Genomic DNA, 24,246 nt, shown 5'->3' on the forward strand with positions numbered 1-24,246 from the left:
AATTGTGAAATAATACTTAGGTATTACAAGTCAATAATTCTCGACAAATATATTTATAAAATAGCGGATCATGATGAGCGGACAACAAAAACAAGAAGCCTTAGTACAAGCCTTTAAAGACCTATTAAAGCAAGAGCAGTTTAGCTCGCAAGGTGATATTGCCGATGCCTTAAAATCTCAAGGTTTTGAAAATATTAGTCAATCTAAAGTATCACGCATGTTAAGTAAGTTTGGCGCGGTGCGCACCCGTAACGCTCGCCAAGAAATGGTTTATTGTTTACCGGCAGAACTAGGTATGCCAACGGCAAAGAGTCCACTTAAGCAACTGGTATTAGATATAGAACACAATGATGTCATGATCATTATTCGCACTAGCCCGGGCGCGGCGCAATTAATCGCGCGTTTGCTCGATAGCTTAAGTAAAAGTGATGGTGTACTCGGCACTATTGCTGGTGATGATACTATTTTCATCGCGCCAACAGATGTGACTCAAATTAAACTAACCATCATTAAGCTTGAAGAGCTGTTCTTAAAAAACCTAAGCTAAAAGCTTAGGTTAAAAAAACACAAACTAAAAAATTACTCTCCCAGTTCCGCCAGAATATTCAAGCTAGGAACAAAAAAGGCCGCGCCTGTTTCAGCTTGGGTATACTTCAACATATGGTCGCTATGACCATGGCCGTCACCAACAATCATACTTGCCAGCATTAACTCAAAAGGCTCAGGAGAATGGCAATAGGAAACAAAAAATAGCCCCTGCAACTTCATATCACCATACGGCATGCTTTGACGCAATATTTCAATACTCTTGCCTTCACTGTCTTTCAAGTTTACTCGTTTAATATGTGAGGTTGGTGCTTTATTCTCTTCCGAGTATTCTTCGTTATTAACCTTAGTACGGGCAAAAACATCTTCTTGGTCTTTTACTTCTAAAGAATTCCATAAATTTAAATTATGACGATAACGCTGAATATGCAGATAACTACCGGAAGAAAATTCAGCATCTTGTTCTTCATTTATTAGTGCAACTCGGCGGCGATGATGTCCTTGTGGATTTTCCGTACCATCGACAAACCCCGTTAGATCTCGACCATCTAAAAAGCGAAATGCTCGAACTTGTTCAACCAATTCAACGCTGTCGGCTAACAATTCGCAAACTTTCGTGGCAACAATATGGTTAACATCACCTCGATCACTGCGAATTTCGATATAGATATCGTAATTACAAACCGGTGCAACACGGTCATCTACCGCCATTTCAGGAAATGCTCTTAAGTGTTTTGGCCGACCTTTCGGGTAAATTTCATCCCAATAATTAGTCCCTATGGCGATAACACCAGCAAGATTAGCTTCTGAAAAACGATCGGCATATTTATCAAATAGTGCCGGTAAGCGTGATAACGCCTGCCGAATAAATGAATTTTTATCATCCAAAGCATTAAATAATAAATAGTATCCGTGAAGGCTGGGCTCGGCACACACACCAAATTGCTCTCTAGCCATAAAGTTATCCGTTTATAAACATCTAAATTAATAAGGTAATTTTACACATTTTATTAATGATAACAGTAAAACTTTACGAATTATTTCAGCGAGCTTGATCTACGCCGACATTATCTGGGAAATATCAAAATAAAACACCAAGGTAAAGCTACCTTGGTGTTCTGATCATCTATTCGCTCGACGCGATATAATTTCTACCTTCAACTAGCCGCGCGTGAACTCTGGATAGGCTTCCATACCGCAATCTGACTTATCGACACCTTCATACTCTTCTTCAGAACTCACTCGAATACCTATCAGCTGCTTCAAAGCAAACCAGACAATCAAGCTAGTAGAAAACACCCAAATAAATATGGTTGCGGCACCAATTAGTTGCCCAGTTAAGCTTGATGCATCATTTGTTAACGGCACCAATAATAATCCTAGTAAGCCAACAACACCATGCACTGAAATGGCGCCAACAGGATCATCAATTTTCAACTTATCTAAACTGATAATTGAGAACACCACCACGATACCAGCAATCGCGCCAAACAAGGTAGCTTGCATTGGCGTCGGCGTTGACGGCTCAGCTGTAATTGCCACTAACCCCGCCAGCGCACCATTTAATGCCATGGTTAAGTCTGCCTTTTTAAATAGCAGTTTGGCTAATATCAGTGCCGATACAGCGCCCGCCGCCGCCGCTGCGTTGGTATTGAGAAACACCATAGCGACAGAATGAGAACTGGCAATATCACCAAGCTTTAACACTGAGCCGCCATTAAAACCAAACCAGCCCATCCATAAAATAAATGTCCCTAAGGTTGCCATCGGTAAATTAGCACCGGGAATTGCATTTACTCGGCCATCAGCACCGTACTTACCTTTTCGGGCACCTAGCAGTAATACCCCCGCTAATGCCGCTGCAGCACCGGCCATATGCACAATGCCTGAACCGGCAAAATCAGAAAAGCCTAAGTCACTTAAGGTATACAAGCCAAATACGGCATTACCACCCCAGGTCCAGCTGCCTTCCATCGGATAAATAACCGCAGTTAATACCACAGCAAAAGCGAGAAATGCCCATAACTTCATGCGTTCAGCCACCGCGCCAGAAACAATCGACATCGCGGTAGCCACAAAGACCACTTGGAAAAAGAAATCTGAAGCGGCTGAGTATATTGCTGCCCCTGTAAAACCATCTTCTCGCGCCGAGAAATCAGCTAATACTTTAGCAGGGTCTACTGTTTCAATGCCTGATAAAAACATGCCGCCGCCGTACATAATGTCGTAACCAATAACTAAATACATCATGCAAGAAATCGCATATAGCGCGACATTTTTAGTTAATATTTCTGTGGTATTTTTAGCGCGAACTAAACCAGCCTCAAGCATAGAGAAACCCGCAGCCATCCACATCACTAAGGCACCACAAATCAAGAAATAAAATGTGTCCATGGCGTATTGAAGTTGAAAAATATTTTGTTCCATCGTGCTGCTCCTAAATCGCTTCTACATCTTGCTCGCCGGTACGAATACGCACGGCTTGCTCAAGGTCATAAACAAAGATTTTGCCGTCACCAATTTTTCCGGTATAGGCTGCTTGGCTAATCGCTTCAACAAGTCGTTGAACAACGTCATCATTGACGGCAATTTCAAGTTTTACTTTTGGTAGAAAATCTACTTGATATTCTGCACCACGATATAACTCGGTATGGCCTTTTTGGCGGCCAAATCCTTTGACTTCACTGACAGTTAAACCTTCGACACCAATCTCAGAAATCGCTTCTCTGACATCATCAAGTTTAAAAGGCTTTATTATTGCGCTGACTAATTTCATTTTTTAATCCTTATTTATGTCTTGAATACTAGGTATCAATCCTTGTGCCAAAACAATTTAATCTTTTAAAACAGTAAGATAATGCATTCTATGAAATTAGTGTCGCACCATTGCAGTGCGTAAAGCGCCGCGCTTGTTAACTGCTGGTGCAAGTTCAGTGAGAACAAACCTAGCATTCGGCTACTTAGCAAATCACCACACTGACAAGCGCCCTAGTATTAAAAAAATTATTTATTAAATAACGAAAAGTGTTTAACTGCCTCCGCTTTGGGTGTAGATTATTTAATCAGGTTACTGCTAAGGAATAAGCTATTGAAAAACACCGATACTTCTTCATACCAGCACTTCTTAAAAGTCGTCGATTGTCAGCACGCTTGCCCTGCTCATACCCCTGTCCCTGAATACATTCGTTTAATCGCAGAAAAACGCTATACCGATGCCTATATGATTAACTGGCAATCGAATGTTTTTCCGGGCGTATTAGGCCGAGTTTGTGATCGACCCTGTGAGCCGGCTTGTCGACGCACTCGCGTTGAAAATGAGCCCGTCGCCATCTGTCGTTTAAAGCGGGTCGCCAGCGATTACAAAGAAGACATTTATTCGTACTTACCAGCCATTCCACAGCAAAAAAACGGCAAACGCATCGCCTTGATTGGTGCTGGCCCAGCTTCTTTAACAGTAGCAAGAGATTTACTGCCGTTGGGGTATGAAGTGGTGGTATATGAACGTGATGCAAAAGCCGGTGGCATGATGCGTAGCCAAATACCCGCCTTTAGATTACCTGAATCGGTATTAGACGAAGAACTCGATTACATTCTAAAAATGGGCGTTGAATGCCACTTTGGTGAAGAAATATCAAGTTTAGAAAAGCTGCTGCAAGCTAAATTTGATGCCATTTTTATTGGTACCGGCGCGCCATCGGGCCGTTGGTTAGAAATTCAGGGCCATGACTTAGCTGCTAGCCATATCGAAATTGGTATCAATTGGTTGTCCAATGTTAGCTTCAAGCATACCGAAAAAGCGCCAAAACGTGTGGTGGTACTAGGTGGCGGCAATACGGCAATGGACTGTTGTCGAACAGCAAAAAGACTCGGTGCCAATGAAGTAACTGTGCTGGTTCGTTCAAGTTTTGATGCCATGAAAGCATCCCCTTGGGAAAAAGAAGATGCGCAAGCAGAAGGTATCACCATTAAAGCTGATCATACCCCAATTGAATATGTGATGACTGACGGTAAATTCATTGGTGTGCTATTTGAAAAAGTGACTTCAAGCTATGACAAGCAAGGTAAAAGAACTTTACTCCCGACTGGCGAAACTATATTAGTTGAATGTGATTTAGTCTTAGTCGCGGTAGGTCAAGACACCGCATTCCCTTGGATTGAGCGTGATATCGGCATCAAATTTAACAAATGGCAACAACCCGCACTTAATAAGCAAACACTGCAATCTACATTGCCTCAGGTATTTTTTGGTGGCGATGCAGCATTTGGGCCGGAAAATATTATTAGTGCCGTTGCCAATGGCCATCAAGCCGCAATCTCCATCGATTTATTTTGCCAAGGTAAAAATACTCAGCAAGAACGACCTGAAGTAGGCTTTAACCTGATCAGCCAAAAAATGGGCATTCATGACTGGAGTTATCAAAGTGCCATTAGCCACGAGCAACGTAATCAGGTACCGCATATCGCCTGGGAAGAGGCGGTAAAGCAATTGAATACCGAAGTAGAGTTAGGCTTCGATGAAAAACTGGCATTAGAAGAAGCCCATCGCTGCTTGAACTGTGATGTCCATACTGTATTTAACGAAAAAACCTGTATTGAATGCTCGGCATGTGATGACATCTGTCCAATGGACTGTATCAACTTTGTTGACGTTGATGAGAATACGCAAAATGACGCTGAGCAAATATTAGAAAAGCTTCGTGTGAAAGAAATTAACCCACAACAAGAGTTATTGATATCGCCGGCATTAAAAACCGGCCGCATTATGATCAAAGACGAAGATGTTTGCTTACATTGTGGCCTATGTGCAGAGCGCTGCCCCACTGGTGCATGGGACATGAAAAAGCTAACCATCGACAATATTGGAGCAACCATAAAATGAGCCAAATATCTGTAACCTCGCTGCCTAATACTTGTCACAGCGTCAATGACTTTGTCGTCCGTTTTGCCAATACCAATGGCACTGGCTCAGCAAGTGCCAACAATATGTTTGCCAAAGCAATTATTCGTATGGGCATTCCAGTCAGTGCAAAAAATATTTTTCCGTCCAACATTCAGGGTATGCCGACTTGGTATGAAGTCAGGATTAACGAAAATAATTTCCTAGCAAGGCGCGGCGGTCGCTCTGAAATAGTTGTTGCTATGAATGCCCAAAGCTTAGCAGACGACATTGACAGCGTAACCAGTGGCGGCTTTTTACTGTACGACTCTTCTCGTGCTCTGCAGGAAAGTGAAATTCGCGATGATATTCACTACCTTGCCATTCCTATTTCCGCCATTTGCCAAAAAGAATATCAAGATCCACGCCAACGCCAGCTTTTTAAAAATGTGATCTATGTCGGTGCACTTGCGGCGTTGCTGCATATTGATTTTGATGTTTTGAAAACCTTAGTGACTGAACAATTTCGCGGTAAAGACAAGTTAATTACCCCCAATATCTATGCCCTAGAATTAGGCTATCAATACGCTCACCAGCATTTTCAATGTCCATTAACAATAAAAGTAGAGCGTCGAAAATTAATCAATAATCGCATTATGGTTGATGGCAATACTGCCACGGCACTTGGAGCGGTTTATGGCGGTGCAACAGTTGTCGGTTGGTATCCCATTACGCCATCAACATCCGTGGTAGAAAAGTTTGCCAGCTATTGTGCTCGGCTGAGAATCGATCCCGCCACCGGCAAAAAAAATTATGCGCTAGTACAAGCGGAAGATGAATTGGCCGCTATTGGTATCGCCATTGGCGCTAGCTGGAACGGCGCGCGAGCTTTTACCGCCACCAGTGGCCCGGGCATTTCCTTAATGACTGAGTTTTTAGGCCTAGCATATTTTGCGGAAATTCCCATGGTGCTTGTAAACGTGCAACGTGCTGGTCCATCAACGGGCATGCCCACCCGTACTCAACAATCAGACATTTTAGCTTGTGCCTACGCCTCGCATGGTGATACCAAACAAGTACTATTATTTCCACAAGACCCTTTTGAATGCTTCACCATGTCTGCTCAGGCATTTGATCTGGCAGATCAACTACAAACGCCAGTTATTATCATGAGTGATTTAGATTTAGGCATGAATGATCACTTAACTGCCGAATTTACCTGGGATGATCAGCAAAGTTACCAGCTAGGTAAAGTACTTTCTGCTCAGCAATTAGATGAATTGGATGAGTATGGCCGGTATCTTGATGTCGATAACGACGGCATATGTTATCGAACATTGCCCGGAACCCACCCTGATAAAGGCGCATTTTTCACCCGTGGCACTTCTCGAAACCGATATGCTGGCTACACCGAAAAGTCTGCTGATTACGTAGATAATATGCAGCGATTAACGAAAAAATTTGCTCATGCGGTGAACTTGCTGCCAGCTGCTGAGATAGTGCAATCGAAAAGTCGAGCGAAAATAGGCTTAATATTTTTTGGCACTAGCAGTCATGCCATACCTGAAGCCATACAACAATTAAAAGATCATGGTTTATCCGTTGACACCATGCGTATCAAAGCATTCCCATTTAATGATGCAATTGTCGACTTCATTAATGATCACCAAGACATTTTTGTTATTGAACAAAATCGCGACAGCCAAATGCGAACACTGCTCAGCAACGAGTTATCTATTGCTCCAGAAAAGCTCAACGCCATTGCAAACTTTGATGGTCTGCCATTAACAAGCTCATTTGTCGTTAATAATGTCCTCGAACATTTTGCAACGCAATCATCTGTCACTAAAACCGGCTAAGGAGTTTTAACATGAGTTACCAAAAATCAAAATTTCATCACCCGCGTTTACCCGTCAATGATTTAGGCTTAACCTATCGCGATTACGAAGGCGCTTTATCAACGTTATGCGCCGGTTGTGGTCATGACGCTATTACTTCAGCCATAGTTCAAGCCTGTTTTGAATTATCTTTGCCACCACACCAAGTGGCTAAAATGTCAGGCATTGGCTGCTCGTCAAAAGCCCCAAACTACTTTCTTAATAAAGCCCACGGTTTTAACTCTGTGCACGGCCGTATGCCGTCGGTAACAACAGGAGCAAACCTGGCTAATCGAGATTTAACCTATTTAGCTATGTCGGGGGACGGTGATAGTGCTTCCATCGGTTTAGGGCAATTTGCCCATGTTGTCAGGCGGCAGCTTAATATGCTTTATATGGTTGCTAACAACGGCGTATATGGTTTAACCAAAGGCCAGCTAGCGGCAACAGCCGACAAAGGTGTTACCAACAAAACCGGTGAATTAAGTCTATTTACTGATATCGATTTGTGTGTGATGGCATTGCAGTTAGGCGCAACATTTGTCGCCCGTAGCTTTTCAGGAGATAAAAAACAGCTAGTGCCATTGATTAAGGCAGCAATTAGCCATCAAGGTTTTGCCTTTTTAGATATCGTATCACCTTGTGTAACCTTTAATAATCATGCCGGTTCAACCCGCTCTTACGATTATGTCCATGAACACATAACGACCGCAGCAATAACTGATTTTATTCCGGTCAAAACAGAGATCACCAGCGATTGCCAAGCAGGAGTGTGTGAAGATGTTTGCTTGCACGACGGTTCATTAATGCGCATTCATAAATTGCAGGCGGACTATGATACCCAGAATGCCATGAAAGCGATTAATGACATTGAACACCATAAACAACAGGGAGAAATTTTAACCGGGCTGTTTTATTTAGACCCCAATGGCGAAAGCTTTCATGACATTAATAACTCGTCAGATACGCCATTAAATCAATTAAACCAAGACCTACTTTGTCCGGGGAATAGAGTGCTAGCCAGTATTAATGATAGCTTTCGCTAACTTATCGACAGGTAAAATTTCGCTTATCTGACAAGGTTTAATAAATCATCGCTGAACTTGGGTTTAATATTGCCAAAATACTTAAGCGCTCGAGATCACAAAAATTACTCGCGCCCTGCAACATATTTTGGTCAATAGGCAACTGTTGTAAAGCGTTTTCATTCAACAACAATTCCACAGGATGAGACTTACAATCATAGTTCGTCAACATAATACGTTTAGCGAGATATAATAATTTACTTTCGTCACTACTAAACTCAAAGTCATCATTATCTTGATTACGAATAGGCTCAATAATTGTAAATGGTAACTGCCATTGTTTTAACAATTCAGCAGCACAATCACCGAAGCTAAATCCCAGAACGGCATTTTGCCTATGCCAAGGTAACTCCGAGCTGGAAATCATATTGGCGGCATAAACTTTCTCTGGCGATAATTGTTGAACCACTAATTCACCCAAATTATGCAACAAGCCTAAAATAAATAACCGTTCAGCATTAGGAATAGCTAACTTAACGCCAATAAATTTAATTATCAGTGCACAATCGACACTTTTGCACCAAAAATTATCTAAATAATCTTGCTCCGCGGTTAGCTTGTTAAAGGCTTTACTGGTGAAAAAAGCAATTACTAGGTTATAAACTTCTGTTATCCCTAGCACCAGCACAGCTTTAGACACAGTATCAATTTTTCCAGGGTAATTAAAAAACGAGCTATTCGCCAACTTCAAAATAGTACCCGCTAGGGCAGGATCTAATAAAATAACATCGGCGATATCGTCAATGGTTGAGCTTTCATCATCAATCAGTTCTTTAATACGAACAAAAGAGTCGGAAAGCACAAAAATATCGCTGGCCTGTTCTGCATAGTCATTTATATTCATTATTTTATTCCTACCATAGCACCGTCGTTTGTCCGCAGATTTTATGGTTCGTTAAATTTTAATTACCGATTTCAATATATCGTAACCTTGAAGCGCAAAAACCTTTGTCACACTGGCTATAGGTTAACTTGACGTGGTAAAAAATCCACTGAAATCAGCAATATTAAGTTAGCCTACTCCACCTAAATATAGATGAATTAATTAATTAATCTGCAAACTTACATGATAAGAGGTAAATTTGCGGATATTAATCACCCCGGAGTCGAAAATTAAATACTGCCCCTTAATACCTAATAATAGGCCAGAAACCTCAGCTGTTTTATCAAAATTAAATGACGATATTTTTGTTAAATACTCTTGCACCGGAAAATGTAAATCAACAACCTCTTGATCTAATTCTTCAATGGCACCTTCACCGTATGTCAGCGCTAAGCTTGCTAGTTTTTCGGCGATTTTTGGCTTCAACTCTTCAGCAATAGCTTTTAAATCTACGGCATCTGCACTACCTTTTAACATAGCTCGCCAATTAGTTTTATCAGCAATAAACTCCGCCAAAGCTATTTCAACCAACCCTGACTGTAAGCGAGTGCTTACTTTAAAAATAGGCAATGCTTGAGTGGCCCCCTGATCAATCCAACGGGTTGGAATTTGACTATGGCGGGTAATCCCCACTTTTAAACCTGAAGTATTGGCCAAATAAACATAATGCGGAATAAAGCAATTACTTTCTCCCCATTCCGGCTCACGACAAGTACCTTTGTCGTAATGGCAAGTTTCTGGCTTCATAATACACATGTCGCATTGTGCAAGTTTTTGCATGCATGGAAAACAATACCCTTGAGAATAGCTTTTTTTGGTTTTTTTACCACAATGCTGACAATCGATATGACCACTATAATGCAAGGATATTTGCTTACCAATAAGTGAATTAAGTTCAACTTCTTGCTCACCTATCACCATACGATACTGCACAGTGCCATCAGCGGATAATTGCGCACGCATTTTTCGTAGCGCACCAGTTTCTATTTGTTGCATAATTCAACCCATCATTATTTAGCCGTTCATGATATAAAAATCATATTAGCTCAGCTAGCACTAATTTAATTTTATCTCGAATAAACCAAGAAAAATTGCGATGATAGAAGGTGTAGTTTACTCTAAAGTTAAATTGATTATGTGGTACGTATACTTACTCCGTTGTGCAGATAATAGCCTATATGGTGGCATCACAACCTCACTCGAACGACGTGTAATCGAACACAATGAGTGCAATAAGAAAGGCGCAAAATACACACGTGTTCGCCGTCCGGTTCGCTTGGTGTACTCAGAGCCTCAACTTAACAGACAAGAAGCCAGCCGCCGTGAATACCAACTTAAGAAACTTACTAAAGCTAAAAAAGAGCAATTGGTTGGCACTTATACCGAAATGCAAGAACGAAAAAACTAAACAGCTGTTCGCTTAAAGCCCTTGATTTTACTGGTCTGCTTTGTCTATTAAATGACAATAAATTTCGATTTTGCTTAAGCATACTGTTAGAATGGCGCCGATTTCAACCGCTATTAATGAAGACAAATACCTATGTTCTTAGAGAATTATTGCAGTATTTCTGATAATAAAATTAGCTTTACCCGCCAACAAGCGAGTGACTTCGCTAAACAAATTGCCGATGACTTTAATCCATTACACGATATCAATGCGAAGCGCTTTTGTGTACCTGGCGATTTACTCTTTTCATTAGTATTAGAACGTGCTGGTTTGCATCAGGAAATGAGTTTTACTTTTTCCGGTATGGTTACCGATGGTATCGCTTTAAATTTTCCAAATGATATTACCTCGTCGGCAAGTATCATCGACGACAAGCAAAAAGAATATTTACGTATGACGGTTGCTGGTGAACACACTAAAAACAGCCAAGCAATTGAAGCATTAACGCGTGCCTATGTCGAATTTTCAGGCCATACATTTCCGCATATTCTGGTTGGCTTAATGAAGGAAAATAATGTCATGATCAACCCTGCGCGCCCAATGATCATGTATGAGAGCATGTCTATCCATTTAGATAGTACTGAATTTCAAGAAGTGGCATTAGAGTTATCCTCAACAACATTAGATATCGAAGGTAAACGCGGTAATGCCTGTTTATCATTCGATTTAGTGTCTCAAGGGAAAGTGATTGGTCATGGCAAGAAGTTCATGTTGCTCAGCGGCTTACGAGATTATTGTCAAGCAACAATTGACACTATAGTGGCGCAATACAACGACAAAAAAGCATTATATTTAGCAAAATAAATTAATGCCGTCATCAGTATCTAAACGGGTAATCAAAAAATTACCCGTTGTGACGGCAAAAAGTTGTCCTATCAACGCAATTTTCTTCCTAACCAGCGTAAACCATCATCAGCTTTCACCGCCGCTTGTCGAAAATATCGCTGACTTGTTCTCAACCAATTCTTAGCCCAAGCGTACTCCATACTTAACAGCGCTAACCCTAAGGGAATAAATATCACCGCCGGGCCTGGTAACAAAATAAAAACGCAACCAATTAAAAGACATAAAAAGCCTAATATTGTTAGCGTTGTTCGTTTTAATTTTTCTCGCATATCGCACTCTTTTTTACTATTTATAATAATAGCGATCAAAAGCAATAGTTATTCCAACTAAAATATTCTTTATTTACAAAGAGATATAACATCCCTAGTTAAGCCCGTTCTCTTAAATTGGTCAATTTTGCTAGATATCGGGCATTTATCTTAAATAACTTTCTTCAAATTCACCTTGTTGACGACGCTTATCTTCAACACATGCGGCAAATATTTGTGTCGATTTAGGTCGCGCACACTTTTTCTCTGGCCGATAGTACTTTAACCATGCCTGAAGTTTTTCACCTTGATACTTGGCCTTGACAACAATAGCTTTACTATTGGCAAATGGCACTAGGGTTTTAGCCAGTTTACTATGCTGCTTTTTATCGGTTTTATAGTATTTTTTACTTGGTTTTTTCTTAGATTTAAGCTTAACTTTCTTCTTTTTAGACTTAGGTTTTAATTTTCCAGTTTCACAGCGCCACCAAGTATCGCGGGCTTTTTTCTCTTTTTTAGCCAAACTATTGCTACGCTTGAGCGAGTTTCCTTGCCGCTGTTGTGATTGAATATTGTCGAGTTTTTGTCGGTAACTCTGACAATGCTTTTTAGCCGCGATAACAGGCATTGAATGCATTAACAGCAGCAAAATAATACTGACACCTAATAATCGTTTCATCTGATATCGTCCATTGAATTCAGGTTGAATGCAAACAGTGTAGTCAACATTGAAGAAAATTCGACCCCAACAATTATTTTAGCCTTAAAGTAAGGTCAATTTAACGCTATAGAACTGCCATATCTCACAATATTGAAAAACGTCTATAATGGAGTAACGCTCAATTTTGTTAGGAACACGGATGTTTCAATCAGCCATCAAACGATATGCGATAACGACCGCATTATTACTTTGCTATTTGCCTTACGCACTTGCTCAACAAAAGCCTAAATTACAACTCGCCAGCCATTATCAAAAGCCGGTTGCTATAGAGCAATATTGGGTCAGTGAGAAACTTGATGGTGTTAGAGGTTATTGGAATGGTCAGCAATTATTAACTCGCAGTGGCAACTTGCTGTCTCCGCCGCTTTGGTTCACTGAAAATTGGCCGAAAATCGCGTTAGATGGTGAATTATGGAGTGCCAGAGCAAAGTTCGAACAAATTAGCGCTTGTGTTCGAACTACCAGGTCAAATGGCGAATGCTGGCGAAAACTCAAACTTATGGTGTTTGATTTACCACATCAAAAAACGAACTTTACTGAGCGAATACACCTGATGGAGCAAGTCATTCAGGCAACAAAATCGCAACATCTAAGCATGATAAAACAACAAAAAATAGCAAACACTAAAAGCTTATACGCACTATTAAATCAAGTTGTTGACAATAATGGCGAAGGTTTGATGCTGCACCTTGGCTCTGCACTTTATCAAAGCGGTCGTAGTAGAAATCTCTTAAAACTAAAGAAACATCAAGATGCCGAAGCAGAAGTGATTGCTCACATGCCGGGGAAAGGCAAATATCAAGGCTTACTTGGCGCAATCAAAGTAAAAACGCCTGAAGGCATACTATTTAAAATTGGCAGTGGCTTTTCCGATCAACAACGCAAACAACCACCTAAAATTGGCAGTGTAATAACCTACAAATACATTGGTAAAACGCAACGAGGTGTGCCAAGATTTGCCAGCTTTCTTCGCATTAAAGAACAACATTAAGGTTTAAGATTAAATTATGGAATTTCATTTATGGCTATCGCTGGTAGTTATTTGCATTTTAGGGGCGCTTTCACCCGGCCCAAGTTTGGCATTAGTGATCAAAAACACCTTAAATGGCGGTGCTACTCAAGGTTATAGTACAGCAATTAGTCATGGCATTGGCGTGGCTTTGTATGCGGCAATTACGGCAACGGGCATAGGTGTGTTAATTGTCCAATCACCAATGTTATTTAATGCAATCAAATATGCAGGAGCGGCATTTCTTTTATATCTAGGTATAAAGGCACTAATGAGCAAAAAGCAGAACATTCAATTTGCTAACAAAAGTGATGTGCTAGACCCAACAATTAATGGCTGGCGTGATGGCTTTCTGATTGCATTTTTAAACCCTAAATTGGCAATATTTTTCTTAGCACTGTTTAGCCAGTTTGTGGATGCTAATGCTGGTTGGCAGCAAAAAGCGATTATGACCGGCACCGTCGGCCTTATCGATATGCTGTGGTATGTAATTATCGCCTACACTATGTCTCGAGGCCCTATTTTGGAAAAATTAAAAGCCAATAGTCATATAGTGGACAAAATAACGGGAAGCTTTCTAATATTGCTTGCCGCCCGCGTAGTACTGAATTAGAACAAGTTTATCGTTCAATAACGACACAAATTGAACTTAATGTAGAAGAACTCTATATTCGTTCAATTTGTTTATTCAGTAGGCTTATAAATAAAGTATAAACATTTTAAACCCTTACCTTGCTCCGCCTCTTTAAATACCTCAGGTGTATCAAGCTGATACTGAAAAACGCATTCTGGGCATTCTGCTGCCACTTCATTTAGCAAGAATGCTTCGTCTAAATCTGGTGAGTTTAAACACAATAATACATCGCCATTTTCAGACATTAAATCAGGTAAACGTCGAATAATTTTTTTGTAATCTCTGGCAATATCAACACTGCCTTTTTGAAATGACGGCGGATCAGACACCAACAGCTGATAAGGACCATGCTTTTTAAGTCGACCATAAGATTTAAAAATATCAACACCTTCAAAAATCACCTTTGTTAAATCTTGCTGATTCAAACGATGGTTTTCACGGCCTTTAGCCAATGAGCTTTTACTCATATCAATATTGACAACTTTACTAGCGCCACCTGCAAGAGCAGCAACAGAAAATGCACAGGTATAAGAAAATAAATTTAACACCCGTTTGTTTTCGCTGCGCTGCTGAACCCATTCTCGGCCATTGCGCATATCGAGAAATAACCCAGAATTTTGCGCCTTACCTAAGCTAATATGATATTTTAATCCATGTTCAATCACCTGCAAGTTGCTAATATTCTCTCCCCACAGCAATTCACAAGGAGCAAATTTTCGGCAACGATATTGCACTTGAATCGACTGGCACTGATCGGTTAGTGTCCGTAATTTTTCAACTTGTTCAGCCAGCCACTGCGCTTCAACTTCTTGATATAAAGTAATTAAAATTACCGGAGCTAGCCAGTCGACATTGACGTGCGACAAATCAGGATAGGCGTGACCACGGCCATGAAATAAACGTTGGCTTTCAGTAAAGTCAGGTGTTTGAATAAACTCAATCATAAGAAAAGCTGTCTAACAAAAAAAGAAAGCCGGATAATAACAAATTATCCGGCTTTCGGGTTTATTTAAATTGCTTTATCGCAATCAAATAAAGCGTATGGGCTATGGCTTAGAAGCCAAAAATACTATAAGCAAAAAATTTCTGCGCCACCGTATTCACAAAAATACCAAAGACGATCACCGGAATAAAGGTACCTAACGAAAAGTTAATGTATTTTTCTACCCAAGAGCCTTTATAGTTTTCATTACCTAAGGCTAACTCTTCTGAAAGCTGATGTTTCTTCCAACGGTAGCTAACAAACACACACAGCAAGAAACCATTGAGTGGCAAAATAGTATCGTAGAAAATATCGTAAACCACATCAAAAAACGAACGCACACCGCCAGCATAGGAAGTAAACTCAGTAAAGAAAGACACCATACCAAACGATAACGTAGCAAAAACAGTCAATATACCAGCTGTCATTAATAATATTGATAAGGCTTTTTTACGGCTGTGTTTCTTTTCCGTCACTAAATAGGAAACTGGCACTTCCAAAATTGATACTAAGGAAGTAATTGCTGCAAAAAACACTAAAATGAAGAAAAAGGCCGCAACCGCACTCGCGCCGATATAGCCAATCGATGTTTGTAACGCTAAAAATATTTTAGGTAAAAATGTAAAAATTAAGGAAACTGAACTATCACTTAATTGAGCAGGATCAACGTTCGGATTAAATGAGAATACCGCTGGTAATATCATTAGACCGGCAGTAAATGCAACGGCAGTATCCGTAATCGCAACAAGCTTTGCTGAACCGACGATATCCGTCTTACGGTTAATATATGAGCCGTAGGTAATTAATATCCCCATCCCTAACGACAGCGAGAAAAAGGCCTGAGATAGCGCACCATTTATCACGGCAGGGGTAAGCTTAGATACGTCAGGAATTAAAAAGAATTTTACCCCAGAAATTGCATTATCTAAGGTTAAGACATAAGCCACCATGATCAGTAGCATAACAAACAACGTTGGCATTAAAATTTTCGATGCCCGCTCAATGCCATCTTTTACACCAGCGACCAGAATAAAGTTAATTATGCCCGCAACCACAAACATGGCGGCAAATAAATACGGACTATTAACAAATTCACCAAAACCATTGCTGCTTGCCAAATAATCTAGATTACCAGTCAAGGTTAAGGCGATGTAGCCAAATATCCATACCGTTAATACCATATAGAAAACGGCAATCATAAACGGAGTTAACACGCCGAGAAAGCCAGCAGCTCCCCACGATTTGCTGCCACCACTTAAGGTTTTATAAGCACCAACAGGTTCTTTCTCTGTTTTGCGACCAACTGCCATTTCGGCAATCATTACCGGCAAACAAATCAAGAAAACAAAAAGAGCATACATTAATAAAAATGCGCCACCACCATTTTTGGCGGCATTAACGGGAAACCCTACCAGATTACCAATACCAACCGCTGAGCCAGCAGCAGCCAAAATAAACCCTAAGCGGGAACTAAAATGTTCTCTTTCTGTACTCATAAATGTCCTTCATTGTAATTTTTTGCTGGGCTAATAATTGTTAGTTTTGTGTTATAGCTAAACTTATTCGTTTCGCTATAAAATGCCCATTTATTCGCGTTTCACTAATACAAACGCTGACTGATGCTAGCAGGCTTTTTTATTAATGTCTTGTTTTGCTATGGCTTAATACGAAGCAAAGTGTATATAAATTATTGCAGTGTTTTCTCTATCACGATTAGCGAAATATTTATTGGACATAAAATGTCGCATTCATAATATTAAGAATATTTTCCGCTTCAATTTTGGCAAAATCTGCCGCATCTTCAAGATCACTGGTGGTAATGTTTAAAGACTGACACAGCTTGGCATCAACCGTATCATCATAACTAAAAACATCTGGATGACATTCCACCAATGCCAGCCGTGATGCCAAATACAAAACCTTAACGTCTTTATTTATTTGAATACTTTGCGCATTATTATAATGACGAATCGGTAAAATTATTTTTTCTGGAATTTGCCAAATTTTTAATAATTCAGCCGACACATCGGTATAAGTAAAGCCCAACACTTGTTGTTGTAACTGCCAAGGTAGCAAAGTTTCTCCGTAGCCTTCACACTCTTTGGCAAGCGAAGGGGAAATTTTAGCAACAATAAGCTCACCAAAATTTTGCAATAAGCCAGCAACAAACAAGCGTTCAATATCTCGAATACCTGAGGTTATCGCCAAGTTCTTGGTTGCTAAGCCGCAAAAAACGCTCATATGCCAAAACCGTTTTAAATCTATTGATTGGTTGGAGAAGTGTTTAAATGCCGTCGCGGCAACATCAACCAGCATCATATTGTAGATAGCTTGTGTACCTATAATCGTAATTGCTCGCGAAATGGTACTGATTTCACCCGGAAAACTATAAATCGCACTATTGGCAATTTGCAATAAACGCGAGGTCATCGAAGGATCGACACTGATGACATTGGCAAAATCTTCAATCGTGGAATTATCATTTTCCATCAAAGCTTTTACTTTAAAGCACGCATCTGGCAACGCAAAAGAACCGTTGGCCTGCATGGCATATTCGTGAGCATTCATCAATTCTAACCATCCTTATTTAAAAGTGAAATTACCACTTGCTGTATGCAAAAAATAAAGCTTAACTCTTGTTATTGCGCAAAAGTTAAACCAAAAAAGTCACCGTCATGCCATTTTGGTCGTGCCGATTGGTTAGCGATTTCTATACCAATCATCATATTCACCAAGGCAAAATTTGCTGCTGCCGCATAATTTATTGGCAAAGTTATTTCATCGCTATGTTGATGGTAATGATTTTTTAAGAAGTCGCCAAAAATTGCACCGCCATCAATATTTTCATCTGTCGATTTAAAGCCGGTCATTAAGAATACCGACGGAATTCCTGCCTTAACAAAACTGTAATGGTCGCTGCGGGTGAAAAGTGCTTGCTCTGGCATCGGATCTTCACTCAATTCTATATCAATTTTCTTCGCCGCCGTTTCAACAATGTCTCCCATGGTTGAATGGGTTGAACCAAACGCGATCACATCCGCAAAGGGATATAAAATCAATGGCATATCTAAATTGACGTTAGCAACCAGCTGGGTCACAGGAACGGTAGGGTTATTGGCGAAATAACTAGAGCCTAATAAGCCCTTTTCTTCCCCTGTCACCACAACAAACAATACGGAGCGTTTGGGCTTAATCGGCATTTCAGCAAGCAAACGTGCCGTTTCAAGTAAAATGGCGACACCCGAGGCGTTATCTAACGCGCCATTGTTAATCGTATCAGCTTCATCTTTGTGCTCACTGATACCAATGTGATCTAAATGCGCGCTGAAAACCACATATTCATTTTTCAGCTGTTCATCACTACCTTCAATGGCGGCAATAATATTCGGGCTAGAAACCTGCTCATGACGAGAGCGGTTTTTCAAGGTCACTTTATGCGGTAAATCAAAGCCTTTAATGACACTATTGTTATCATCAGCGATAAAAATGTCGTTAAGCTCTGTTAGCGCACTGGCAAATAAGGTTTTTGCGGCTTCATGTTGAATATAAGCACCGGCAACAATTTCTGGGTGTTTACCAAACGGAGTGCCGTCTTTTGTTAACCAACTTAAACTAGGAGTATTGGCATACTGAGCTGATTTTTCAAAGCTTCGAACTTTCTCGCGCTTTGGCGTATGAACGGTAATAAAACCTACCGCCCCACGTTCAGCCGCATGACGACTTTTTTCGGCTCCAGAGCCAATATGAGCTCCTTCCTCTGACGGTAAATCGTCAGGCCGACCAGATAACGCCACGACAATTTTGCCTTTAACATCAAGATTTTGATAATCGTTGTAACCAAATTCATCGGAGATCACGCCATAACCGACAAACACGGTTGGCGCTGTTATGCTCGTATCTTGTCGCAAGCTTGAACCTGACATGAGAAATTCTTTGCCATAAGTCAATTCAGCATCACCGTTTATGCCATGAATTGTTGCTACTGCAGAGCCGTCGATTAAATAGCTTTTTCTTAATGTAACTTGTTGTTCAAAACCTCGCGGCTCAACAGCGACATTTTCGCCCAATGGTATAAGCCCTAGCTGCTTAAAGTATGATTGCACATAATTGGCGGCGATTTGATAACCGTTACTACCAGTATCTCGGCCCTGTAAAGTGTCATCCGCCAAAAACTCTATATGGGCTTTAATATTCTCAGCGTTAACTTGACTAGGTATTTCTTCAACCTGCTGTTGCCCAATAGTTTGCTGCTTATTGCATGCAAACAGTGCCATAGTGGTAATGGTAAATAAGGTAAACAATTTGGCCGTTTTAATAAGCGGAAATCTCATGGCTTTCTCTTGAAGGTATTATTTTTATATTTGACTGAAAGCGTACTCAAATTTCAGAATAGTCAACAGCCAAGCTCTTCAACACTATATCGAGTGTAAACATAAAAAACTAGCTTACCTAGCGATATACAATAAAGTGATAGTTAACAAAATGTTGCCATAACTTTGCATCACAAGAACTTATTTTTCAAAGATAGGAACACCGGAGTAACGCTTAATATGCTCCATCACCATATAGGTATGTGTTTGCGACACGCCTGGCAGTTCGACAATCATTCCTAACAATTTTCTAAATGCTTCCATATCTTCAAAACGCAGCTGCAGTAAATAATCAAATCCGCCCGCCACCATATGACATTCGGCAACTTCTTTAATTTTAATCACTTGCTCGCGAAAATCATTAAAAATGTCCGCCGTTGTTCGGTCTAGTGTCACTTGAATGAATGCCGACATACCGTACTTTAATTTGCTGGCGTTTAAAAATGCACCATAACGTTCAATATAACCATCTTGCTCAAGACGTTTAACACGCTCTAAACATGGACTAGCACTTAAATTAACTTTTTTAGATAATTCACTGTTTGAAATTCGACCATTTTTTTGCAAAACGTCTAAAATAGTTAAATCAATTCGGTCTAAACTTCTTACTTTATCATTATTCATGGCGGTATTTTTTATGGCAAAAAGAACTAAATACAGAATAAATTACCGCAAAAACCGCAAAAACGCCAACACATTCTGTTGAATTATCATTAAAATGCGCAGCTAATATTGAATATAAAAAGCAACTTAACCGAACCAAACGAGGAGTTACTATGCTATTTAACGGCACACTTAATAATGTCAGCACAATACGTCAAACCATTCGTGATAATTACCGCGCAGACGAAAATACTATACTAGAAAAATTGCTGCCTATTGCCGAAATCAGCGTAGATGCTAAATCTCGTGCTTGGGAATATGCCCGTAACTTAGTGGTTAATATTCGCAAGGATCAAGTAGGTAAAGGTGGCGTTGATGCTTTGCTTAATGAATTCTCACTTTCTACCGAAGAAGGTGTGGTACTGATGTGTTTGGCAGAAGCCTTGCTACGCGTGCCAGATAAATTAACGGCTGACGACTTAATTCGTGACAAGTTAGCCGAAGGTGACTGGAGTTCACACATAGGTAATAGTGACTCGTTATTCGTTAACGCATCATCTTGGGGCTTATTACTAACAGGTAAATTAGTTAACTATACTGACAGCAATAAGCAAAACCAGTTTGGCTTACTTAAGAAAACCGTGGGTCGCTTAGGTGAGCCGGTTATTCGTAAAGCTGTGCGTTATGCCATGAAAATCATGGGTACTCAATTTGTTATGGGACACACCATTAACGGTGCTATTGAACGTGCCATTGATGTCGAAGCAAAAGGCTACACTTACTCATACGATATGCTAGGTGAAGGTGCGCGTACTATGCCTGATGCCGACCGTTATTTTAACAGCTATATGAATGCCATTGACGCCATCGGTGTTGCTGCCAAAGGTAAAGGGCCAGAAAAAAGCCCTGGGATTTCTATCAAGTTATCGGCTATTCACCCGCGTTACGAATTCTCACACCGTGAACGCGTCATTGAAGAACTCATTCCACGTTTGAAAGAATTAGCACTGGCAGCAAAAGCCTATAATATTGGCTTTACGGTTGACGCCGAAGAAGCCGATCGCTTAGATATTTCTTTAGATATAATCGAAGCGGTATTCTTAGATAAAGATCTTGATGGTTGGAATGGTTTTGGTATTGCAGTACAAGCTTATCAAAAGCGTGGTATTGACGTTATCGAATGGGTACGCGATTTAACATTGCAAGCAGGTCGCCAAATGATGGTGCGTTTAGTGAAAGGAGCCTACTGGGATAGCGAAATCAAAGAAGCACAAGTGGAAGGTTATCATGACTTTCCAGTATTCTCTCGTAAACCGTCAACAGACGTTTCTTATCAAGCTTGTGCGAAAAAACTACTAGCATATCGCGACAGTATTTTTCCACAGTTTGCCACACACAATGCTTATACCGTTGCCACTATTCTAGAAATTGCTGGCGATGTTCAAGGCTACGAATTCCAACGTTTACATGGCATGGGTGAATCATTATACGACCAAGTTGTCACTGGCAAAGGCGCTCAGTGTCGTGTTTACGCCCCAGTTGGCGAACACTCAGATTTACTGGCTTACTTAGTTCGTCGCTTACTTGAAAATGGTGCGAATAGCTCATTTGTTAACAATATTGTTGATGAAAACATTCCGGTAGAGTCATTATTGACTGACCCTGTTGAAACTGTGCAAGCGTGGCGGAATAAATACAACCCGCAGATCCCACAATCAATTGAAATATACCAACACGAACATAATGTTGGCCGAGTAAACTCAAAAGGTATTGATTTAACAACCATTGATGAATTAACGGCAATGCGAACTAACATTACGACTTGGTTCGAAAAAGCATCCCAATCAACGGCGGTTGAAGGCGCACAAGCAGTTACAAACCCGGCAAACTTTAACGAAGTAATTGGTTATATCAAACATGCTGATGAAACCGAAATGCAAGCCATTGTTGAGCGCGCGAATAATGCCTTTATTAGCTGGTCAGCAACTCCGGTGGCTGAACGTGCCGCAATTTTGCTAAAAACTGCTGATGCATTAGAAACTCATCGTGATGAATTAATTGCCCTTTGTACCAAAGAAGCCGGAAAAACTATTCCTGACGGTGTTGCAGAAGTACGAGAAGCGGTAGATTTTTGTCGTTATTATGCCGCTCGTGCAGAAGAACTTTTAGCCGATGGCAGTTTAGAGTCTCGAGGCGTGGTACTTTGTATTAGTCCTTGGAACTTCCCACTCGCTATTTTCTTAGGGCAAGTGTCAGCAGCCATAGTTGCCGGTAATACCGTAGTGGCAAAACCAGCAGAGCAAACCAGCTTAGTGGCCTTACGTACCATTGAAATTATGCACGAGTGCGGATTACCAAACAGCGTTGTAGAACCAGTTATTGCCCGTGGTAGTAAAGTTGGCCAAACCATAGTGCCTGATGAGCGTATTCAAGCCATTATGTTCACTGGCTCGACTGAAACTGGCAGCTGGATTTCTCAAAAACTTGCCGAACGAACAGGTGATCCAGTGCCACTGATTGCCGAAACCGGCGGCCAAAACTGTATGATTGTTGACTCAACGGCATTACCAGAGCAAGTGGTAGATGATGTTGTTGCCTCAGGCTTTCAAAGTGCCGGACAACGTTGTTCCGCATTACGAGTACTATTCGTGCAAGAAGATGTTGCTGATAAAATCATCACCATGATCAAAGGCGCAATGCAGGAACTACACCTTGGCGACCCAGCCTTTTTAGGTACAGATGTTGGCCCAGTTATTGATAAAAAAGCCCTTGGCGCTTTAAACGAACATGTTGATTACTTACAAAATAATGGCCGCTTACATTATGCCTGTAAAGCACCAACACTCGATAGCAGTATTGGTGAAGAACAACATAACTTTTTCGTACCTAGACTATATGAAATCAGTGATTTATCAGTACTGAAAAAAGAAGTATTTGGCCCTGTTGTCCATGTTGTTCGCTACCGTGCTGATCAGCTCGAAAATGTTATTGAGCAAATTAATGGCACCGGCTTTGGTTTAACTATGGGTATTCATACTCGCATCGAAGAAAAAAGCCGTTATTTGGCGGCACGCTCACGCGCTGGTAACGTTTATGTTAATCGTAATATGATTGGCGCTGTTGTTGGTGTACAACCTTTTGGTGGTCGTGGCTTATCAGGAACGGGGCCGAAAGCAGGTGGACCAATGTATTTAACACGTTTAGTTAAAGACAAAGTTACCATTGCAGATGTGGCCTTATCAGACGATATGCAAGCCACGTTGAATGCTGATATTGCAGAAGCGGCATCTAATAGCAACGCTGTTGAGCAACAAGCACGCAAAGCCAAAAGTGCCGAAGTAAAATGGAGCTTCACCTCTTTAAATACTAAAGTATCAATTATCCGCCAATTGTTAGCACAGCTTGCAACCAACAAGGCTGTTGTTGCTCAAGAAGGCGAGTTATCAACAACCTTAACGGCTTTACGTGCACAATTATTGCTGATAGAAAAACATTTAGCAGCGCCAACAATATTGCCTGGGCCAACAGGTGAATCAAATATTCTCCATTTAGAATCTCGTGGTACTTTGGCTTGTGTTCGTTGTAGCGATACGCCATTTGAATTTTGGATGATGTCGGTTGTATCGGCATTAAGTGCTGGAAATTGTGTGATCGCTTTAGTCGATAAGCAATACCTGACAGAAACTAATGCGATTGCCAACTTGTTAACGCAAGCTGGTTTACCTGCAAGCGTTTTTCAGGTTGTAACTTTAGGCAACTTACCAACATTACTTAATGTACCGGCATTAGCAGGTGCAGTGATTGATAATGCAAGTCCACTGAAGAAGTTGATTGGCGAAACTATCGCCGCAAGAAAGGGGGCAATATTGCCACTGATCACCGCTTACACAAACAAAAGCTTATTTGAACGCATGGTGACAGAAAAAACAGTCACTGTTGACACCACGGCCGCCGGCGGTAACGCCTCACTGATGACCATGGAATCAAATGTTGGTTAATAATTTCTGACCTGAAATAAACCATAAAAAACCATCTTTGTAAGCATATTGGTGGTTTTTTTAGCACTAAATTATCTTTTAACAAAACGTCTGCGGAGTGGGTTTGATGTTAACTCAAGTG

21 protein-coding genes are annotated in these 24,246 nt (G+C 40.7%); 9 read left to right on the plus strand and 12 right to left on the minus strand.

Features of this window, described 5'->3' with window-relative positions; genetic code table 11:
• Positions 1-73: 73 nt before the first annotated feature.
• A complete protein-coding gene (gene argR / locus AC27JP_RS04425) occupies positions 74-547 on the plus strand; it encodes a transcriptional regulator ArgR (RefSeq protein ID WP_487113451.1) in 474 nt (157 codons plus the stop codon).
• A 32-nt stretch (positions 548-579) separates the two neighbouring features.
• Here the strand turns inward: argR and AC27JP_RS04430 are convergent, their stop codons facing one another.
• From AC27JP_RS04430 to glnK, 3 genes are all read right to left on the minus strand, one after another.
• Positions 580-1,503: a Dyp-type peroxidase gene (locus AC27JP_RS04430; protein WP_487112446.1), complete on the minus strand. Its 924-nt coding sequence runs from the start codon at positions 1,501-1,503 to the stop codon at positions 580-582.
• Between the two features lie 204 nt (positions 1,504-1,707).
• Positions 1,708-2,973, minus strand: coding sequence for an ammonium transporter (locus AC27JP_RS04435; RefSeq protein WP_487112448.1), 1,266 nt, complete (start codon positions 2,971-2,973; stop codon positions 1,708-1,710).
• A 10-nt stretch (positions 2,974-2,983) separates the two neighbouring features.
• The gene (gene glnK / locus AC27JP_RS04440; protein ID WP_487112450.1) at positions 2,984-3,322 is read right to left on the minus strand and encodes a P-II family nitrogen regulator; all 339 of its coding nucleotides are present in this window, start codon (positions 3,320-3,322) and stop codon (positions 2,984-2,986) included.
• Positions 3,323-3,634: 312 nt separating this feature from the next.
• On the opposite strand from glnK, the gene AC27JP_RS04445 reads away from it, so the two are divergent.
• From AC27JP_RS04445 to AC27JP_RS04455, 3 genes are read left to right on the plus strand one after another with little or no spacing between them, the layout of a single operon-like run.
• Positions 3,635-5,425, plus strand: coding sequence for an FAD-dependent oxidoreductase (locus AC27JP_RS04445; protein WP_487112452.1), 1,791 nt, complete (start codon positions 3,635-3,637; stop codon positions 5,423-5,425).
• Positions 5,422-7,281 (plus strand): 2-oxoacid:acceptor oxidoreductase subunit alpha, encoded by a 1,860-nt coding sequence (locus AC27JP_RS04450; protein ID WP_487112454.1) that lies wholly within the window; start codon positions 5,422-5,424, stop codon positions 7,279-7,281. Before AC27JP_RS04445 ends, AC27JP_RS04450 begins: the two co-directional genes overlap by 4 nt.
• Before the next feature lie 11 nt (positions 7,282-7,292).
• The gene (locus tag AC27JP_RS04455; protein ID WP_487112456.1) at positions 7,293-8,345 is read left to right on the plus strand and encodes a 2-oxoacid:ferredoxin oxidoreductase subunit beta; all 1,053 of its coding nucleotides are present in this window, start codon (positions 7,293-7,295) and stop codon (positions 8,343-8,345) included.
• 37 nt (positions 8,346-8,382) lie between these two features.
• Here AC27JP_RS04455 and AC27JP_RS04460 read toward each other — a convergent pair whose 3' ends face one another.
• Positions 8,383-9,228, minus strand: coding sequence for an HDOD domain-containing protein (locus tag AC27JP_RS04460; protein WP_487112458.1), 846 nt, complete (start codon positions 9,226-9,228; stop codon positions 8,383-8,385).
• A 201-nt stretch (positions 9,229-9,429) separates the two neighbouring features.
• Complete coding sequence (locus AC27JP_RS04465; protein ID WP_487113453.1) at positions 9,430-10,230, minus strand: DUF2797 domain-containing protein; 801 nt, start codon at positions 10,228-10,230, stop codon at positions 9,430-9,432.
• A gap of 133 nt (positions 10,231-10,363) precedes the next feature.
• On the opposite strand from AC27JP_RS04465, the gene AC27JP_RS04470 reads away from it, so the two are divergent.
• On the plus strand, positions 10,364-10,675 hold the full coding sequence (locus AC27JP_RS04470; RefSeq protein WP_487112460.1) for a GIY-YIG nuclease family protein: 312 nt from the start codon (positions 10,364-10,366) through the stop codon (positions 10,673-10,675).
• A gap of 132 nt (positions 10,676-10,807) precedes the next feature.
• A complete protein-coding gene (locus AC27JP_RS04475; protein WP_487112462.1) occupies positions 10,808-11,518 on the plus strand; it encodes a DUF3581 family protein in 711 nt (236 codons plus the stop codon).
• Between the two features lie 71 nt (positions 11,519-11,589).
• Here AC27JP_RS04475 and AC27JP_RS04480 read toward each other — a convergent pair whose 3' ends face one another.
• Both AC27JP_RS04480 and AC27JP_RS04485 read right to left on the minus strand, forming a co-directional pair.
• Complete coding sequence (locus AC27JP_RS04480; protein ID WP_487112463.1) at positions 11,590-11,829, minus strand: PGPGW domain-containing protein; 240 nt, start codon at positions 11,827-11,829, stop codon at positions 11,590-11,592.
• 145 nt (positions 11,830-11,974) lie between these two features.
• Complete coding sequence (locus AC27JP_RS04485; RefSeq protein ID WP_487112465.1) at positions 11,975-12,487, minus strand: hypothetical protein; 513 nt, start codon at positions 12,485-12,487, stop codon at positions 11,975-11,977.
• A 181-nt stretch (positions 12,488-12,668) separates the two neighbouring features.
• Between AC27JP_RS04485 and AC27JP_RS04490 the strand changes: the two genes are divergently transcribed.
• Entirely contained in the window at positions 12,669-13,520 is an 852-nt protein-coding gene (locus tag AC27JP_RS04490; RefSeq protein WP_487112467.1) for a DNA ligase, read from the plus strand.
• A 16-nt stretch (positions 13,521-13,536) separates the two neighbouring features.
• On the plus strand, positions 13,537-14,151 hold the full coding sequence (locus AC27JP_RS04495; protein ID WP_487112469.1) for a LysE family translocator: 615 nt from the start codon (positions 13,537-13,539) through the stop codon (positions 14,149-14,151).
• 71 nt (positions 14,152-14,222) lie between these two features.
• On the opposite strand, the gene AC27JP_RS04500 is transcribed toward AC27JP_RS04495, so the two are convergent.
• The 5 genes from AC27JP_RS04500 to AC27JP_RS04520 form a co-directional block, all read right to left on the minus strand.
• Entirely contained in the window at positions 14,223-15,116 is an 894-nt protein-coding gene (locus tag AC27JP_RS04500) for a class I SAM-dependent methyltransferase (protein ID WP_487112471.1), read from the minus strand.
• A gap of 109 nt (positions 15,117-15,225) precedes the next feature.
• Positions 15,226-16,650, minus strand: coding sequence for a sodium-dependent transporter (locus tag AC27JP_RS04505; RefSeq protein WP_487112473.1), 1,425 nt, complete (start codon positions 16,648-16,650; stop codon positions 15,226-15,228).
• Positions 16,651-16,879: 229 nt separating this feature from the next.
• A complete protein-coding gene (locus AC27JP_RS04510) occupies positions 16,880-17,722 on the minus strand; it encodes an HDOD domain-containing protein (RefSeq protein WP_487113455.1) in 843 nt (280 codons plus the stop codon).
• Positions 17,723-17,793: 71 nt separating this feature from the next.
• Complete coding sequence (locus AC27JP_RS04515; protein WP_487112475.1) at positions 17,794-19,485, minus strand: M28 family metallopeptidase; 1,692 nt, start codon at positions 19,483-19,485, stop codon at positions 17,794-17,796.
• Between the two features lie 180 nt (positions 19,486-19,665).
• Complete coding sequence (locus AC27JP_RS04520) at positions 19,666-20,148, minus strand: winged helix-turn-helix transcriptional regulator (protein WP_487112477.1); 483 nt, start codon at positions 20,146-20,148, stop codon at positions 19,666-19,668.
• 152 nt (positions 20,149-20,300) lie between these two features.
• On the opposite strand from AC27JP_RS04520, the gene putA reads away from it, so the two are divergent.
• Positions 20,301-24,125 carry a bifunctional proline dehydrogenase/L-glutamate gamma-semialdehyde dehydrogenase PutA gene (gene putA / locus AC27JP_RS04525; RefSeq protein ID WP_487112479.1) on the plus strand — a complete coding sequence of 1,275 codons (3,825 nt, stop codon included), beginning with the start codon at positions 20,301-20,303 and terminating at the stop codon, positions 24,123-24,125.
• The last annotated feature ends 121 nt before the right edge of the window (positions 24,126-24,246 follow it).

Source organism: Colwellia sp. SU-HH01172, from assembly GCF_057553355.1.

Coding starts and splice junctions, on each gene's coding strand:
- argR (WP_487113451.1), top strand. CDS start 74: ATGAGCGGACAACAAAAACAAGAAGCCTTAGTACAAGCCTTTAAAGAC.
- AC27JP_RS04430 (WP_487112446.1), bottom strand. CDS start 1,503: ATGGCTAGAGAGCAATTTGGTGTGTGTGCCGAGCCCAGCCTTCACGGA.
- AC27JP_RS04435 (WP_487112448.1), bottom strand. CDS start 2,973: ATGGAACAAAATATTTTTCAACTTCAATACGCCATGGACACATTTTAT.
- glnK (WP_487112450.1), bottom strand. CDS start 3,322: ATGAAATTAGTCAGCGCAATAATAAAGCCTTTTAAACTTGATGATGTC.
- AC27JP_RS04450 (WP_487112454.1), top strand. CDS start 5,422: ATGAGCCAAATATCTGTAACCTCGCTGCCTAATACTTGTCACAGCGTC.
- AC27JP_RS04455 (WP_487112456.1), top strand. CDS start 7,293: ATGAGTTACCAAAAATCAAAATTTCATCACCCGCGTTTACCCGTCAAT.
- AC27JP_RS04460 (WP_487112458.1), bottom strand. CDS start 9,228: ATGAATATAAATGACTATGCAGAACAGGCCAGCGATATTTTTGTGCTT.
- AC27JP_RS04465 (WP_487113453.1), bottom strand. CDS start 10,230: ATGCGTGCGCAATTATCCGCTGATGGCACTGTGCAGTATCGTATGGTG.
- AC27JP_RS04470 (WP_487112460.1), top strand. CDS start 10,364: ATGATAGAAGGTGTAGTTTACTCTAAAGTTAAATTGATTATGTGGTAC.
- AC27JP_RS04475 (WP_487112462.1), top strand. CDS start 10,808: ATGTTCTTAGAGAATTATTGCAGTATTTCTGATAATAAAATTAGCTTT.
- AC27JP_RS04480 (WP_487112463.1), bottom strand. CDS start 11,829: ATGCGAGAAAAATTAAAACGAACAACGCTAACAATATTAGGCTTTTTA.
- AC27JP_RS04485 (WP_487112465.1), bottom strand. CDS start 12,487: ATGAAACGATTATTAGGTGTCAGTATTATTTTGCTGCTGTTAATGCAT.
- AC27JP_RS04490 (WP_487112467.1), top strand. CDS start 12,669: ATGTTTCAATCAGCCATCAAACGATATGCGATAACGACCGCATTATTA.
- AC27JP_RS04495 (WP_487112469.1), top strand. CDS start 13,537: ATGGAATTTCATTTATGGCTATCGCTGGTAGTTATTTGCATTTTAGGG.
- AC27JP_RS04500 (WP_487112471.1), bottom strand. CDS start 15,116: ATGATTGAGTTTATTCAAACACCTGACTTTACTGAAAGCCAACGTTTA.
- AC27JP_RS04505 (WP_487112473.1), bottom strand. CDS start 16,650: ATGAGTACAGAAAGAGAACATTTTAGTTCCCGCTTAGGGTTTATTTTG.
- AC27JP_RS04510 (WP_487113455.1), bottom strand. CDS start 17,722: ATGAATGCTCACGAATATGCCATGCAGGCCAACGGTTCTTTTGCGTTG.
- AC27JP_RS04515 (WP_487112475.1), bottom strand. CDS start 19,485: ATGAGATTTCCGCTTATTAAAACGGCCAAATTGTTTACCTTATTTACC.
- AC27JP_RS04520 (WP_487112477.1), bottom strand. CDS start 20,148: ATGAATAATGATAAAGTAAGAAGTTTAGACCGAATTGATTTAACTATT.
- putA (WP_487112479.1), top strand. CDS start 20,301: ATGCTATTTAACGGCACACTTAATAATGTCAGCACAATACGTCAAACC.